Raw genomic sequence first — 14,738 nt, forward strand, 5'->3', positions numbered from 1 at the left:
AAAGTACAGCGCGCAGAACGAATACACATAAAAGTCGAACCACTCGACGAGATTGCCCGATGAAGCGCCAACGATCGCGAAGATACGGCGCCGGGTGTCGAGTGCGGAAACCGCCGCCGGAATATTGAGATTTGTCATTGATCTTTGTACTCCTAGATGTCCCTGTTGATTTGTATTTGTAGTGCGCGGGTCCGCCACGCTTTATTCACTTCTTGGCTCGGCATTCTAAATGAATGTCACGTCGCGCAGCTCGATATTCTGCATCTCTAAATTGCGCATCGAGCGCGTCGACCCGCGAGCTATGCGTCACCAAATGTATGTTCACTTCCTCCGGACCATTGGGCGGCGCGAACATGAGACGCCGTTCAATGTGCCCCGACGGCAAGATGTGACTGAACGAGGCACCTTTCTGCAGGAGTTTCAATGAAAGTCAATACAGGCTCTTACCCGCTCTGGCCAGATGGAACGTCATCGAATAATCAGGACAACGCGCAGAGCTCGCAGAGTCGTGCCGTGCCGGCGGCTGCCGGCCACGGGCAGCGTTCGAACCAGCCTTCCACGTCCCTCGCAAACGCAGGCTTAGCTCCAAAAACCGATCCACGTTTGCCGTCCAAAGGGCCCGTCGCGACCCGGGCCGCCGCAGCTAACAAGGTCGATATCGAAGCTAACGCCATTGCGACGAAGGCGGTGATAGGCAACGAGATCGCAGCGGATATGGAAACGTTCTATGCGTCGCTCTCCACGGTTGATGACGACGTCGAACACCATCACGATACGACCGACCACATGATCGCAGCGGCGTCGGCCTACAGCCGGGTGCTGCAATTGAGCGCATCGGACAAACCGAGGCCCGAATTGCAGGCAAAGATCGACCGGCTCACGACCGCGCTGCAGAACTCCAAAGGCGATGAGTCGCTGGAGGCCATCGGCCAGCAAGCCAACGTCGACCTGTCGGCGTTGACTCATCATCCGGATCCCGCTTCGAACTACGGAAAATATGGCAAGGCGGCGAGCACGTACACACGAGCATTCATCTTCGACGAAGCGCGCTTCAACAACTCCGCTCTCCTGAGGAACTCGCCTTTCGCAACGTGGCAGCGGCCGACCAAGAGCGTACTCGATCCTCTGGGACCGAACGGCCGGCTAAGCATCCTGACTGGCACCCGTCTGAATGCCGCCGCGAGTTATTTCACAAAAGGCGGGCTATCGTTTCTGTCCGGCATGGAGAAATTGCGCAACGGCCAGGATCCGACGAAGGACTTCATCACGGCGGGCGCGACCATTGGACAGGGCATCAACGAGGTCACCGTCGGCATCGGTACCGATGTGGGCAATCATCTGGTCAAGCTGCAGCAGGCGAAAGCAAAGGTACAAATGGCCGGACCGCAGAGCACCGGCACTGGCGGGTCCACGGGCCAGGTTGGCCAAACGCAAGGCCCTTCGGAACCGGTCGTCGGACCCAGCCAGACAGCGGAGTTCGCCGACTTCGACCCGCACGACAAGCCCGATGACGAGGTCGACGAACTCGAAAAGAAAACCGCTGGACACATCGACGACCAACTCACGCAGCAACAGCAAGCCTTGCGCAACGATGTGATCGCGAAGCTCGAGAAGACGAATCCTGATGTACAGCAGCTCGAATTGCAGGATGCGACGGAAGATCTCGCGCCCAGCTATTTCGAGATGAAGGACATGGCGAAGCAATTCAAAGATTCGGCGGTCGATGCGGCCAACGACGCCCACCAAAACATCAAGACGATCGATGCAAAGGCGCAGGATGTCATCGCCAAACTGAAGAGCCAGGGCTTCGACACAGCCGACGCCGCGCGCCAGTCGGGCAAGCCGGACGCGATCGAACTCGGCAAACAGCTCGATCAACTGGCGGGCCTGAAACACGCAGCCTACGACCAGTTCAACAGCGCAATGCAAGAGCGGGAAAACGCGCTCATCGATGCCAAAACCGCTTTCGCCGACCTCGGCAGGCTGCTGAAGGATACGCCCGCGAGCGAGCGTCCTTCGAAGTTGAAGGAGTGGACCGACAAATACACGAAGTTCTTCGGGCAACGTCAAGCCAGCATACTCGCGAAAACCGACAGCTGGCCCGACTGGATGAAGATTTCCAAGCCGCTGCGCATGCAAATGGTGCCCGCCGCGATCAATACCCTTCTTGGCAGCGCGTCGTTTGGCGCTGCGCTGGATACGTACCTGAAGAAGCAGAGTGCGGGTACGCTGACGCCACAGGACCGGCTGGACTTCGCCGCATCCGTCGTCAATCTGTCGAGCGGCATGATTGGATTCGTGCCGGTTGTCGGCCCCGCGCTGTCGTTCGCGCTGGCGACACTCGGGCTGATCGTCGGCGGAATTGCGGATCAGTATGACGCCCGCATACTCGAGACCGATAAGTACAACCTGAAGGAGCAGATACGCGAGGAATACAACGCGAAGCACCCCGGCAAGACGATCGCCGAGCCCTACGACGGAGATTGAGCAGCGCCGGCGTGCGCAACGACGCCGTTCGCACGTCGGGCCGCCTCATGCTCATGCTCATACGAACGCGAAGTGCCATCGCATCGTTCCGCTGCGGACATCGCAACGAGCGATCCACCGATGATTCAAGCGAACGCCGTTACGCAAACTCCTCGCCGAGATCCACGGTGACATCGCGCGGGACCGCCTCGCCGTTCGCATACTGCTCCTCGAGCGAGCCGATGCTCGCTTCGACATACGCGCGCAGCACCGCGAAACTGCGGCCGCGCAGCCGCGCCGGCAGCGCGCGATAACGCGCCAACGCGGCCGGCGCGATCACCACGGTCATCACGATACGGCGCGCGGTCGCGCCGAAACGCATCGCCACCCAGTGAATCGCCAGCGTCGGCGTGCCGTCTTCCGCGGCGCGCTGGATGAACTGCGTCTGCTCGGGAAACAGATCGCTGATGACGCGTGCCAGTTCCTCGAACTCGGGATTGGCGCAGTCGTATTGGTAAGCTTCTTCCATGGGGTGTGCCGAAAGGATAGGCGTGATGGGAGGCCGATTGTAGAGAACGGCCAACGGTTCAACGTGAAGCACGCATCAAGCGGGCATCATAGGCGTCAAGCGGCCACCGCCGGCCGCCTGTACGCCCGGAACAGCAATCCCGCGACGATCACCGCTCCCACGGCATACACCGCATCCACCGCCGCGAGCGGCACCAGCTGCGCCTGGAACATCGCGGCGGGCACGTCCACCAGCGCATGCAACGCGATCGCGAGCGGCAGGATGCCGCGCCAGCCGACCCGCAAGCCACGCCACATCAACACCGACAAACCGATCTGGAACACCAGCGCGGCCACGCGTTCGAGCGCGAAAATGCCGGCGGTCTGCGGCGTCAGGCTGGCGAGAATCAGGTGGATACGCATCAACGAATCGGTCGGCAGATTGCTGAGATAGCCGTCCAGTTGGCCGCGGTTTTCGAAGACCGCGAACAGGATCCATTGAATCTGCACCAGCACGCCGACGAGCCACGCTTCGGCGCCGCCATGGCCGAGGCCGTAGGTCAGCGCAGTGCCGTCGTTCGTGCCCGTTGCCAGCGACGTGGAGCCTGACTTCGCCGCCGCACGCTTGAGCAGCAGCCGCATGCCGATGAACCGCCCCACTTCCTCGCAAATACCCGCGGCCAGCGCGCCGTACGCGACGAAGGCGAGCGGATTCGACAGGAAGCTCGCGGTCGCTTCATTCCGATGCAGCACGTAGTCGTTCAGCGCGCGCTCGATCACCATGGCGAATAGCCCGAAAACGGCGATGCCGGCGATGGCGTCGCGCGGTTTCAGCGCGAGCGGACGGCGCAGACGGCGGTAGATCAGAAAGGGTAAAGCGGCGACGAGCAGCGTCGCGAGGGCGAGGCTCGAGAGGGTAAGCGGTGCAACAACCATGAGTTTCCTTGCGATGTCCGGCGCGCACCCGCTGCGCGCCGCAGCCCGAATGATCGCAGATCGGCGAGAATTCAGCGCAAAGTGGAGGCGCGGACGATCAATTCGCCCGGCAAAAGACAGTCGCGCGCTGTGGTCTGAACGCCTTCAATGCGTTCGTGCAGGAACTCGACCGCGCGGTAGCCGATCTCGTAGGTCGGCTGGCGGATCGTGGTGACGCCGGTCAATTCGGCCCATTCGGGGTCGTCGATGGAAAGCAGCGCGACGCGGGCTTGCCAGTCGGCGCCGTAGCGCGCTTTCAGATGCAAGGCGAGACAGAGCGCGACGGGCGCATTGGCCGCGAACAAGGCGACGCGCGCGGCGTTGCCCGTGGCGCCGGCGGCGTCGCGCGCGTGGGCGGCCGCGTCGATCGCGCGGTCCAGTTCGGCGAGGCTGCGCTCGACGTCGGCGGCATCCGCGAGATTCAGCACCAGCGTGTGACCGCGCGCGGCGCCTTTGCTGCCTTGCTTGCTCTGAGCGCTCATCGCCTCACGGAACGCCGCTTCGCGCAGTTGCCGCGAGCTCACCTGTTCGAAAGGCTGAACCACGAACCAGATATCGTCAAAACCATTGTCCAGCAGATGCCGCGTGCCGAGTTCAGCCGCCGCCCGATTGTCGAGACCGACCATATCCGCGACGAGCCCATCCACCGAACGGTCCACCAGCACCGCCGGAATCCCGCCGCCGCCCACTGGCCGCAACGTTTCCTCGCGCACGCCGAGCGCGTTGACGATCACACCTTCCACCCGGTACGTGGTGAGCAGTTGCAGATAGCGCCGCTCCATCTCGACTTCGTTCGCCGCATGGCAGATCAGCGGCATCAGGCCGAGCGCGTGGCATGCCGCTTCGACGCCTTGCAGCACCTCGACCGTGTAGGGATTCGTGAGGTCGGCGAGCAGCATGCCGATCAGACGGTTGCGGCCACGCTTGAGGCCACGCGCCATCTGGTTCGGCTGGTAGTCCAGGTGCGCGATCGCGGCCTCGATGCGCGCGCGCAGTTCAGGCGACAGCACGCTCATCTCGCCGTTCAGATAGCGCGAGATGCTGGTCTTGCCGGTGCCGGCTTCGCGCGCGACGTCGGTGATCGTCGCGCGGCGCGGCGTGGCCTGCGGCGTCGTGCTCATCGGCTGCTCATCGATCGGAATCGGCTCATTTCGAAAGAACTTCGCGGTTGACGATATTGTTGGCCAGTGTGCCGTCGAGCGCGGCGACCAGGTTCTCCGCCGCATTACGCGCCATCGCGTGACGGGTTTCAAGCGTCGCCGAACCGATATGCGGCAGCGCGACCACATTCGCCAGCTTCAGCAACGGCGAGTCGGCCGGCAGCGGTTCGGTCTCGAACACGTCGAGACCGGCGCCGTGGATCGTGCCGTTTTGCAGCGCTTCGATCAGCGCTTTTTCGTCGACGGTCGCGCCGCGCGACGCGTTGATCAGGATCGCGCTCTTCTTCATCGATTTCAATTCAGCCGCGCCGATCATATGCTTCGTTTCCGGCGTCAAAGGCACTTGCAGGCAGACGAAGTCAGACACGGCGAGCAGTTCAGCCAGTTCGACGCGCCGCGCGCCGTAAGCCTCCTCGGCCTGCGGGTTCGCGCTGCGGTTGGTGTACAGCACCTTCATGTTGAAGCCGAGCGCCGCGCGCCGCGCCACTGCGCCACCGATCCGTCCAAGCCCGACGATGCCGAGCGTCTTGCCCTGCACGTCGACGCCGAACTGCGCCGGTCCGATGCTGTGCTGCCAGCGCCCCGCCTTCACCCACTCGGCGAGTTCGACCACCCGCCGCGCCGACGCGAGGATCAGCGAGAACACCGTGTCCGCGGTGGACTCGGTCAGCACGTCCGGCGTGTGCGCGAGCACGATGCCGCGGCGCGTGAGATCGCCTACATCGAACTGGTCGAAGCCCACCGAGATGGTCGAGAGCGCCTTGAGCCGCGCCGCGCCTTCGAGCATCGCCGGCGTGATCTTCACGCTCGAACCGATGCCGCCGTCCGCGTCCTTCAATGCGGCCACGAACGTGTCGTGCTGCGCGGCATCGACCTGCACGACTTGCGCATGTTGTTGCAGATAGGCGAGCACATCTTCGGGCAACGATTTCCAGGCGACGATCTTCTTCATCAGCTTATTTTCCTTGCAACGGGGTGGCGAGCCGCGGGCGCGTTGTTCTGTTCTTGCGCCTGCGGTTTGACGATCAGCGTCAGAATCACGGCGGCGATCAGCGCCACGCTCATGAATGCATACGACGCCGCGGGCGAACCGGTCGCGCCGTTCAGATAGCCGACCACATACGAGCCGACGAACGAACCGAGCGCGCCCATGCTGTTGATCAGCGCCATCGCGCCGCCCGCGACATTCTTCGGCAGCAATTCCGGCACGATCGCGAAGAACGGGCCATACGGCGCGTACATCGCGGCGCCGGCGATCACCAGCAGCGCATACGAGAGCCAGAAATGCGTGGAGCCGAGCGCGTACGAAGCCGCGAAGGCCACCGCGCCGACCAGCAGGAACGGCCACACGAATACTTTGCGGCGGTTGAGTTTATCCGATGCCCACGAAGCTGCAAGCATCGCGATGGTCGCGGCGAGGTAAGGCAGCGCCGAGAGCCAGCCGGTTTCGACCATGCCGAGCGTCGAGCCGTTCTTCAGGATCGACGGGAGCCACAGCACGAAACCATACACGCCGATGCTCCAGCAGAAGTATTGCGCGCACAGCTTGATCACCGCGGGCGTTTTGAACGCGTCGCTATAGTTGCGCACCGGCTTGATCGCGGCCTGCTCGGCGCGCAGCGTTTCGGCGAGGTCGTCCTTTTGCTGCTGCGTGAGCCATGACACCTGCTGCGGCTTGTCCTGCACGATGAACCACCAGATCACCGCCCAGATGATCGCGGGCGCGCCTTCGGCGATGAACATGTGGCGCCAGCCGAACGAATGCACCAGATAGCCCGACACCACCGACATCCACAGCACCGTCACCGGATTGCCGAGAATCAGGAAAGTGTTGGCGCGCGAGCGCTCGCTTTTGGTGAACCAGTTGCTGATGAAAATCAGCATGGCCGGCATCACCGCGGCTTCGACCACGCCGAGCACGAAGCGGATCACCATCAGCGACGGAATATTGCTGACCATGCCGGTGAGCGACGCGCAACCGCCCCACAGAATCAGGCTCCAGAACACGAGCTTCTTGACGCTGCGGCGTTCCGCGTAGATCGCGCCCGGGATCTGAAAGAAGAAATAACCGAGGAAGAACAGCGCGCCGATCAGCGACGACAGTCCCTTGCTGATGCCGAGATCCTGGTTGATGCCGGCGGCCGACGCGAAACCGAAGTTCGCGCGATCCAGATAAGCGAGGCTGTACGTGATGAATACGATCGGCATGATCGTCCACCAACGGCGAATCGCAAGCGATGAGGTCATGGGGTGTCTCCTTGGACGGCTTCCCGAAACAATGATGGACGGTCATGGGGCGCTCTGTTCGGGCGCTCTTGCTGTTATCGAGGCAGCTTGACTGAACGCGGCGCTTTGCCCGCGTCGCGGGTTGTCAGGCCGCGGCCGCGACGGACGGCGCGCTGGCTGCTTCCAGCGCGTCGAGTTCGGCGCGGCTCGGCAGCCCTTCCGAATCGCCGATCACCTGAATCGCCAGCGCGCCGATGCGGTTGCCGCGCGCTACCGCTTGCGGCAGCGACTTGCCTTCGAGCAGCGCGCTGACCACGCCGACGGCGAAACCATCGCCCGCGCCGACCGTGTCCACGACTTTCGCGACCGGCTGGCCGGCGATCACGGCGGCATCGTCGGCGGTGCGGAAGTACGCGCCGTGCGCGCCGAGCTTGATGATCACGCCACGCGCGCCCTGGTCCAGATAGAACTTCGCGATGTCGTCCGGCTGCGTGTAGCCGGTCAGAATCTCGCCTTCGCCGATGCCGGGCAACACCCAGTCGGCCAGCGCGGCGAGCGCGTTCAAACCTTCGACCATCGCGGCGCGCGACGGCCACAGCGTCGGACGCAGGTTCGGGTCGAAGGAAATCGTCTTACCGGCAGCACGCATTTCCCGCGCCAGATGGAACGCGAGTTCGCGTGAGCTCGCCGAAATCGCGGGCGCGACGCCGGTCAGATGCAGATGACGTGCCGGCAGCACGTAGTCCGCCGCGTAGTCGGCCAGCGACAGATGGCTTGCCGCCGAACCCTTGCGGAAATACTCGACCGCCGGGTCGCTGCCGTCGTCGTTTTTCGACTTGAGCTGGAAGCCGGTCGGATAGTGCTCGTCGGTGGTGACGCAGCCCTGGTCGATGCCCTCTTTCGTCAACGTGTCGCGCACGTACTGGCCGAACGAATCGTTGCCGACGCGGCTCATCCAACCCACCTTGAAGCCGAGGCGCGACAAACCGATCGCCACGTTCAGATCGGCGCCGGCGACGCGCTTCGTGAACTGCCCGACGCCCGCGAGCGGGCCGGTTTCGGCGGCCACGAACATGGCCATCGCTTCGCCGTAGGTGATGACATCGAGTGCTGCGGTTGTGGTGCTCATGCTTCGCTCCTGCGTGATCTTTTTTTGCTGCGTGTTTTGCGAGTTTTGCGTCGGTGCCTGCCGCTTAGCGTTCGCCGCGCAAGGTTTGCCGCGTTCCGTTTGCGCCTACCGTTTTGCGCTTTCCGTTGCTGCGTTCCGTTTGCCGCGTGCTTGTTGCCGCGTGCTTTTCTCGGTGTCGCTGCTCTCTCTCAGGTTCTACCTGCCGCTCACGCGGCGGCCAGCCATGCGACGTAATGCGCCGCGTCCGTGTCGACACGGCTCGTATCGAACGGAAATTCGATGCCGCGCGGCACATGACGCGGCAGCTTGTCGAGCACCGCGGCGAACTGGGTGTCGTCGACGGCCGGGGCGGCGGGAAAGCGTCGTGCGCCCTCGCCCACCGTCGTCTTGCAATGGATGTATTCCACATGCGCCGCCAGCGGCGCGGCGGCCTCGAGCGGCGCGACCTCGCGCCAGGCCCAGTTGCCGATGTCGAAGGTCATGCCGAGCACGTCGGCGTGCCCTTCTCGCGCCAATGCGTCGAACAGGCCGGTGAACTGCGCGAGCGAACCGCCCTCCGCCAATTGCCCGTTTTCGACGACGAGTCGCAGCGCCGCGCAGCGCATGTGATCGGCGATCACGGCGGCATTGGCGTCGGCGGCGAAACCGCCGAGCTGCAACTTGACGAAACGCGCGCCGAGCGCGAGCGCTTCTTCGACCGAGAGGCGCAACGCGTCGGCGTCGAGCTTGCCCTGCGCCGTGTACAGCGAAGCCGGCGTGGAGTACACGGACCACAAGCCCAATTCCGCGATCTGCTTGCCGAGCGCGCGCAGGTGATGCGGCGCGGCGTCGGTCTCGTCGGCGAACAGTTCGCGGCGCACTTCGAATCCCGCCGCGCCGGCCTGCTTGCTCGCTTGCGCCCACTTCAGATGACCGTCCGTGCGGACCGCGTCCATCCCGAATGCGCTTGCGACGATCACTACGTCCACTGGGTCTACCGCTGCGTCAGCCATGTCGAATTTACTCAAATCTGCGTCGTGATCGGCATTTGGAACCGGTTCCAAATACACTTCGAAAAAAAGCGCCGAGGCGCTTCCGATGCCCGAATAGTGCGCCGAGGCCGCCGTCATGCACCATAGTGGAAATCCCCAGGCGCGGGTTGGCACGGTGTGGGATTTGGGGGCCGGCCTGGCCAATTGAAGGGTCTCACCGGGGAAATTCATCCGGCGGCCGGCGGTTCACCGACGCTGGCGACGAAGCCGCGGCCCAAGTCGCGACGGTAGCAGGCTGGCGCCGGACCGTGACGCGTTTTTGCGCTAAACCATCCGCACGCGGGGCGTCGGCTGCCAGCGCCGAAGACTCAAGGCTCTTCCGCAAGACACAGCGCCAGAAACTGCTCCACCACCCGCGACGGTGCGCTCGCATGCGGGACCAGAATCGACAGCCGCCGCGTGAGCGGCTCCGGGCTAAGCGACAGCAGGCACAGCGCGCGGTCCTCGTGCCGCATCGACATGGCCGAGACGAAGCCGATGCCCATACCCGCCCGCACCGCTTCCTTCACGCCTTCGACGCCCGCAATCTCCAACGCCACGCGCATCGGCACGCCCGCCCGCGCGAACGCCCGCTCGACGATCTGCCGCACGCCCGAGCCCGCCTCACGCAGCACCAGCGGATGCTCGCCGAACGCCGCCAGGTCAGCCGGGGCGCCGTCGCCCAACTGCGCCAACGGATGCGAGCGCGGCATGATCGCGACGATCTCGTCTTCGCGCCACGCATGCACCGCGGTGTCCGGCGGCAGATCCACGCCGACCGGCCCCTCGATCATCGCGATGTCCACCGAATCGAGCGCGCCGACGATCTCCGTGGTGTTGCCGTCGGCGGTATGCAGCGTCACGTCCGGATAGCGGCGATGAAAGTCAGCGATCAGATACGGCAGCAGGTAACTCGCCGGCGTGGTGCTCGCGCCGATCCGCAGGGTGCCCTGCTCCAGGCCGCGCAAGGCGTCGCGGTACGCATGCGCCTGCCGCCAGGTGTCGCGCAGCCGCGTGGCGTAGCTGGCGAGCTGCTCGCCCGCGGGCGTGAGACGCACGCCGCGGCCATCGCGCTGATACAGCGGCTCGCCGAATTCGTCCTGCAACTGCCGCAACTGGCCCGACACGGCGGGCTGCGACAAATGCAGCGCCACAGCCGCCCGGCTGATATTGCGATGCTCGGCGACAGCAGCAAACGTTATAAGTTGATCCGGGGTCATGGAGGTCCAAATATCGGCTGAAGCGATACATTACATTCTAAATCATGATTTTTCATATCGATATATCTAATTTAGGATTAGCCCCATTGAATCTTAGTCAGTCACAGAAAAGGGCTGCTCCATGTCCACCGCTCATCTCACCGCCGCCAGTACGACGCCTGCCGGGTTTTCCACTCGCGGGCAACTCAACGGCATTCTGTTCGTCGCGCTGTTTGCCGCGGCCGTCACGCGCATCGCCGCGATTCCCGCCATTGCCGGATTGGGCTTGAGCCCGTTGATCGTGGGCATCGTGGCCGGCGCCATGTACGGCAACGCGCTGCGCGATGGCATGCCCGCCAGTTGGGCGGCCGGCGTCAATTTCTCGGCGCGCAAGCTGTTGCGCATCGCCGTGGCCTTCTTCGGGCTGCGCGTGAGCCTGCAGGAAATCGCTCAGGTCGGCGTACCCGGCCTCGCGGAATCCGTCCTGATCGTGGTCAGCACGCTCGTGATCGGTACGTGGGCCGGCATGAAAATCATGAAGCTCGACCGCGACACGGCCTTGCTGACTGCCGCGGGCAGCGCGATCTGCGGCGCCGCCGCCGTGCTCGCCTTCGAATCGACGCTGCAATCCAAGCCGCACAAGAGCGCGATGGCCGTGGGCAGCGTGGTGCTGTTCGGTACGCTCTCGATGTTCCTCTACCCGATCCTGTTCAAGGCAGGCTGGCTACATCTGGATACGGTCGGCGCGGGCCTCTTTTTCGGCGGCACGATCCATGAAGTGGCGCAGGTGGTCGGCGCGGCCAGCAACGTGAGCCCGGAAGCGACGCACATCGCCACCATCGTCAAGATGACCCGCGTGATGTTGCTGGTGCCGGTGCTGCTGATCGTCGGCATGTGGGTGAACCGTTCGGCACGTCGCGAATCGGCTGCGGCCGGCGCGCAAGGCAACGCACCACGCAAGCTGGCGATTCCCTGGTTCGCGCTTGGCTTCCTCGCCTTCGTCGTGATCAACTCGCTGCATGTGCTGCCCGAAGCCGCCACCAGTACGCTCAACACGCTGGACACCTTCGCGCTGACCATGGCCATGACCGCGCTCGGCATCGAAACGCGCATTGCGCAGATCCGTCAGGCCGGTCCCCGCGCACTGACCACCGGCTTCATCCTGTATGTGTGGCTGATTGCCGGTGGACTGGGAATTACATGGACTGTCCAGCACCTGTTCGGCTAAGCCGCCCTCGCCTTCACACCCACCCCGCCGCGTGCGGGGTTTTGCGCATTCTGGAGACCCATCCGGCCCGCTCGCGCGGCATACTGGTTGCTGACGTCGTCAGCTCATGCAATCGCTTAGGCAATCCGCTTAGGCGTCCCGTCAATGCAACCGGAATGAGGATCGATCGATGAGTCTGGAACTCTACTATTGGGACGGCCTGCAAGGCCGCGGCGAATTCGTGCGACTGGCGCTGGAAGAAGCCGGCGCCGACTACGTGGAAGTGGCGCGCGGCGAACCGTCCGACGGTCTCGGCACCAAGGCGATGATGTCGGTGATGAAGAGCAAGGACGAGCCATATCCGCCGTTCGCGCCGCCGTTTCTGAAAGACGGCGACCTGGTGATCGCGCAGACCGCCAACATCCTGTTCTATCTTGGCCCCCGGCTGAAACTCGCGCCCTCGGTGGAGAGCCTGCGCTACGTGGCCAACGGCCTGCAATTGACCATCGCCGACATGGTCACCGAGGCGCACGACACGCACCACCCGCTCGCCAGCGCGCTTTACTACGAAGACCAGAAAGACGCCGCCAAAGTGCGCGCGCACGACTTCATCGACAACCGCATTCCGAAATTCATGTCGTACTTCGAGCGCGTGCTCAAACAGAATCCGGCCGGCGATCAGTTCATGGTGGGCGACGCGCTCACTTACGTCGACCTGTCGATGTTCCAGCTGATCGACGGCTTGCTGTACGCGTTTCCGCGCGCGCTCAAGCGTTTCGGCGAACACTACCCGCGGCTCGCCGCCCTGCACGACGCGGTGATCGAGCGGCCGAACATCGCCGCGTACTTGCAGTCCGAGCGGCGTATCGAACACAACGAGGCCTGCATCTTCCGGCACTACCCGGAACTCGACAAGGCGGCGACTTGAGCCGCGCCTTCTTCCCTCGTTCACTCAACGTTTCGCGCCCGCCGTCCAAAGCGGGCGCGATGCTGTTACCGTGCGCGCTGTTCAACCCACTTTCACGACCCGTACCGTCGACGTGCTTTCATTCCTGCTGAAGCTGCGCACCCGCGCCCAAGATCTGTTCCGCCTTTCCGACGCCCACACGATGCTGATCTGGTCGGTCGTGGTCGGCGTCGCGGGCGCCTTCGCGACAATCGCCTTTCGCGAAGGCATCGCGCTGCTGCAATTCGCGATCGTCGGCAAGTCCGGCAGTTTCGTCGAAATGGCGCGCGGCTTGCCGTGGACCGTGCGCATCTGGCTGCCCGCGGCAGGCGGCCTGATCGCCGGCTTCTTTCTGCTGATCGCGCGGCGTTACGAGGACAAATGCAATCACGTCGATTACATGGAAGCGGTCGCGATCGGCGACGGCGTGGTGCCGGTCAAGCTGAGCCTGTGGCGCAGCGTGTCGTCGCTGTTCACGATTTCGAGCGGCGGGTCGATCGGCCGTGAAGGTCCGATGGTGCAACTGGCGGCGCTCGCCGGTTCGCTGATCGGACGCTGGGTGCATTTCGATCCGCCGCGGCTGCGCCTGCTGGTGGCCTGCGGCGCGGCGGCCGGGATCACCTCCGCGTACAGCGCGCCGATCGCGGGCGCGTTTTTCGTCACCGAGATCGTGCTCGGCTCGATCGCGATGGAGAGCTTCGGGCCTGTGGTGGTCTCGGCGGTGGTGGCCAACATCACGATGCGTGAATTCGCCGGCTACAAGCCGCCGTACGAAATGCCGGTGTTCCCGCCGGTGGCCGGCCTCGAGGTGCTGCTGTTCGTCGCGCTCGGCGTGCTGTGCGGCGCGGCGGCGCCGCAGTTTCTGCGGCTACTCGACGTGTCGAAGCAAAGCTTTCGCAAGCTGCCGGTGCCGCTGCCCGTGAGGCTCGCGCTCGGCGGCCTGGTGGTCGGCATTCTGTCGGTCTGGACGCCCGAGGTGTGGGGCAACGGCTACAGCGTCGTCAACTCGATTCTGCATTCGCCGTGGACGTGGACCGCGCTCGTCCTCGTGCTGGTGTTCAAGCTCGTCGCCACGGCGGCCACGGCGGGATCCGGCGCGGTCGGCGGGGTGTTCACGCCGACGCTGTTCGTCGGCGCGGTGGTCGGCTCGCTGTTCGGCCAGGGCATGCACGCGCTGTGGCCGCACGGCACGTCGGCGCCGTTCGCGTACGCGATGGTCGGCATGGGCGCGTTTCTGGCTGGCGCCACCCAGGCGCCGCTGATGGCGATCCTGATGATCTTCGAGATGACGCTCAGCTATCAGGTCGTGCTGCCACTGATGCTCTCCTGCGTAGTCGCCTATTTCGTGTCGCGCGCGATCGGCAAGACCTCCATGTACGAAATCACCTTGCGCCGCAATCACGAGGAACAGGAGCGCTCGCGTCTGCGCGCCACGCAGATGCGCGAGCTGATCCGTCCCGCCGAAACCGTCGTGCCGCCCAACGCGACCGTGCAGGACATGACACGCGTGTTCCTCGAATATCCGGTGAAATACCTCTACGTGGCGAACGAGTCCGGTGCGTTCCTCGGCGTGGTCGCGCTCAAGGACATCACCTCCGATCTGCTCGACGGCAGCGACACGTCCGCGAAGACCGCGGCGGATTATCTGCAGCCGCATTTCGACGTGCTCACGCCGGACATGCCGCTCGGCGTGGCGTTGCAGCACTTCCTCGCGTTTCAGGGCGAGCGCCTGCCGGTGATCGAAAGCGCCGCGCATCCCACGCTTGCCGGCGTGGTCTATAAAACCTCGCTGCTCGACGCGTACTTCCGCATGAATCCGACGCGTTAGACGCCGCGCGCACTTCGCCTTCAGGCCGCGCCCGCGCTCTCTTTGGGGCGCGTGCAAAGCGCGCCAGATTCTCTACAATGGACAG

Annotated in this window: 12 protein-coding genes and 1 pseudogene; 4 read left to right on the forward strand and 9 right to left on the reverse strand. The window is 64.2% G+C overall.

What is annotated here, in order from left to right; translation table 11 throughout:
* Window positions 1-138 (reverse strand): annotated as a pseudogene (locus tag PQR32_RS37750) (alpha-ketoglutarate permease); the annotation flags it as partial.
* 285 nt (window positions 139-423) lie between these two features.
* On the opposite strand from PQR32_RS37750, the gene PQR32_RS37755 reads away from it, so the two are divergent.
* Window positions 424-2,487, forward strand: a complete 2,064-nt coding sequence (locus PQR32_RS37755) for a hypothetical protein (RefSeq protein WP_408239625.1) — start codon at window positions 424-426, stop codon at window positions 2,485-2,487.
* A gap of 139 nt (window positions 2,488-2,626) precedes the next feature.
* Here the strand turns inward: PQR32_RS37755 and PQR32_RS37760 are convergent, their stop codons facing one another.
* The 8 genes from PQR32_RS37760 to PQR32_RS37795 form a co-directional block, all read right to left on the reverse strand.
* Window positions 2,627-2,995: a DUF3022 domain-containing protein gene (locus PQR32_RS37760; RefSeq protein ID WP_408220444.1), complete on the reverse strand. Its 369-nt coding sequence runs from the start codon at window positions 2,993-2,995 to the stop codon at window positions 2,627-2,629.
* 95 nt (window positions 2,996-3,090) lie between these two features.
* Complete coding sequence (locus PQR32_RS37765) at window positions 3,091-3,909, reverse strand: YhfC family intramembrane metalloprotease (RefSeq protein ID WP_408239628.1); 819 nt, start codon at window positions 3,907-3,909, stop codon at window positions 3,091-3,093.
* Window positions 3,910-3,980: 71 nt separating this feature from the next.
* Window positions 3,981-5,069 carry a LacI family DNA-binding transcriptional regulator gene (locus PQR32_RS37770; protein ID WP_408239631.1) on the reverse strand — a complete coding sequence of 363 codons (1,089 nt, stop codon included), beginning with the start codon at window positions 5,067-5,069 and terminating at the stop codon, window positions 3,981-3,983.
* Between the two features lie 25 nt (window positions 5,070-5,094).
* On the reverse strand, window positions 5,095-6,060 hold the full coding sequence (locus PQR32_RS37775; protein WP_408239634.1) for a 2-hydroxyacid dehydrogenase: 966 nt from the start codon (window positions 6,058-6,060) through the stop codon (window positions 5,095-5,097).
* A complete protein-coding gene (locus PQR32_RS37780) occupies window positions 6,060-7,355 on the reverse strand; it encodes an MFS transporter (protein ID WP_408239637.1) in 1,296 nt (431 codons plus the stop codon). The genes PQR32_RS37775 and PQR32_RS37780 overlap by 1 nt, the downstream gene beginning before the upstream one ends.
* A gap of 124 nt (window positions 7,356-7,479) precedes the next feature.
* Window positions 7,480-8,463: a sugar kinase gene (locus tag PQR32_RS37785; RefSeq protein WP_408239640.1), complete on the reverse strand. Its 984-nt coding sequence runs from the start codon at window positions 8,461-8,463 to the stop codon at window positions 7,480-7,482.
* Between the two features lie 206 nt (window positions 8,464-8,669).
* The gene (locus PQR32_RS37790; protein ID WP_408239643.1) at window positions 8,670-9,455 is read right to left on the reverse strand and encodes an IolE/MocC family protein; all 786 of its coding nucleotides are present in this window, start codon (window positions 9,453-9,455) and stop codon (window positions 8,670-8,672) included.
* 347 nt (window positions 9,456-9,802) lie between these two features.
* Complete coding sequence (locus PQR32_RS37795) at window positions 9,803-10,693, reverse strand: LysR family transcriptional regulator (RefSeq protein WP_408239646.1); 891 nt, start codon at window positions 10,691-10,693, stop codon at window positions 9,803-9,805.
* A gap of 121 nt (window positions 10,694-10,814) precedes the next feature.
* Between PQR32_RS37795 and PQR32_RS37800 the strand changes: the two genes are divergently transcribed.
* From PQR32_RS37800 to PQR32_RS37810, 3 genes are all read left to right on the forward strand, one after another.
* The gene (locus PQR32_RS37800; RefSeq protein WP_408239649.1) at window positions 10,815-11,900 is read left to right on the forward strand and encodes a YeiH family protein; all 1,086 of its coding nucleotides are present in this window, start codon (window positions 10,815-10,817) and stop codon (window positions 11,898-11,900) included.
* 169 nt (window positions 11,901-12,069) lie between these two features.
* Window positions 12,070-12,807: a glutathione S-transferase gene (locus PQR32_RS37805; protein WP_408239652.1), complete on the forward strand. Its 738-nt coding sequence runs from the start codon at window positions 12,070-12,072 to the stop codon at window positions 12,805-12,807.
* A 112-nt stretch (window positions 12,808-12,919) separates the two neighbouring features.
* Entirely contained in the window at window positions 12,920-14,653 is a 1,734-nt protein-coding gene (locus PQR32_RS37810) for a ClcB-like voltage-gated chloride channel protein (protein ID WP_408239732.1), read from the forward strand.
* Window positions 14,654-14,738 lie beyond the last annotated feature (85 nt).

Origin of the sequence: Paraburkholderia dipogonis, from assembly GCF_046027395.1 — a bacterium.
Taxonomy (GTDB): Bacteria; Pseudomonadota; Gammaproteobacteria; order Burkholderiales; family Burkholderiaceae; genus Paraburkholderia; species Paraburkholderia dipogonis_A.

Bases quoted from the DNA above. Each gene is read 5' to 3' on its own strand.
- PQR32_RS37785 (WP_408239640.1), bottom strand. From the start codon at position 8,463: ATGAGCACCACAACCGCAGCACTCGATGTCATCACCTACGGCGAAGCG.
- PQR32_RS37790 (WP_408239643.1), bottom strand. From the start codon at position 9,455: ATGGCTGACGCAGCGGTAGACCCAGTGGACGTAGTGATCGTCGCAAGC.
- PQR32_RS37805 (WP_408239652.1), top strand. From the start codon at position 12,070: ATGAGTCTGGAACTCTACTATTGGGACGGCCTGCAAGGCCGCGGCGAA.
- PQR32_RS37760 (WP_408220444.1), bottom strand. From the start codon at position 2,995: ATGGAAGAAGCTTACCAATACGACTGCGCCAATCCCGAGTTCGAGGAA.
- PQR32_RS37770 (WP_408239631.1), bottom strand. From the start codon at position 5,069: ATGAGCACGACGCCGCAGGCCACGCCGCGCCGCGCGACGATCACCGAC.
- PQR32_RS37795 (WP_408239646.1), bottom strand. From the start codon at position 10,693: ATGACCCCGGATCAACTTATAACGTTTGCTGCTGTCGCCGAGCATCGC.
- PQR32_RS37800 (WP_408239649.1), top strand. From the start codon at position 10,815: ATGTCCACCGCTCATCTCACCGCCGCCAGTACGACGCCTGCCGGGTTT.
- PQR32_RS37755 (WP_408239625.1), top strand. From the start codon at position 424: ATGAAAGTCAATACAGGCTCTTACCCGCTCTGGCCAGATGGAACGTCA.
- PQR32_RS37780 (WP_408239637.1), bottom strand. From the start codon at position 7,355: ATGACCTCATCGCTTGCGATTCGCCGTTGGTGGACGATCATGCCGATC.
- PQR32_RS37775 (WP_408239634.1), bottom strand. From the start codon at position 6,060: ATGAAGAAGATCGTCGCCTGGAAATCGTTGCCCGAAGATGTGCTCGCC.
- PQR32_RS37765 (WP_408239628.1), bottom strand. From the start codon at position 3,909: ATGGTTGTTGCACCGCTTACCCTCTCGAGCCTCGCCCTCGCGACGCTG.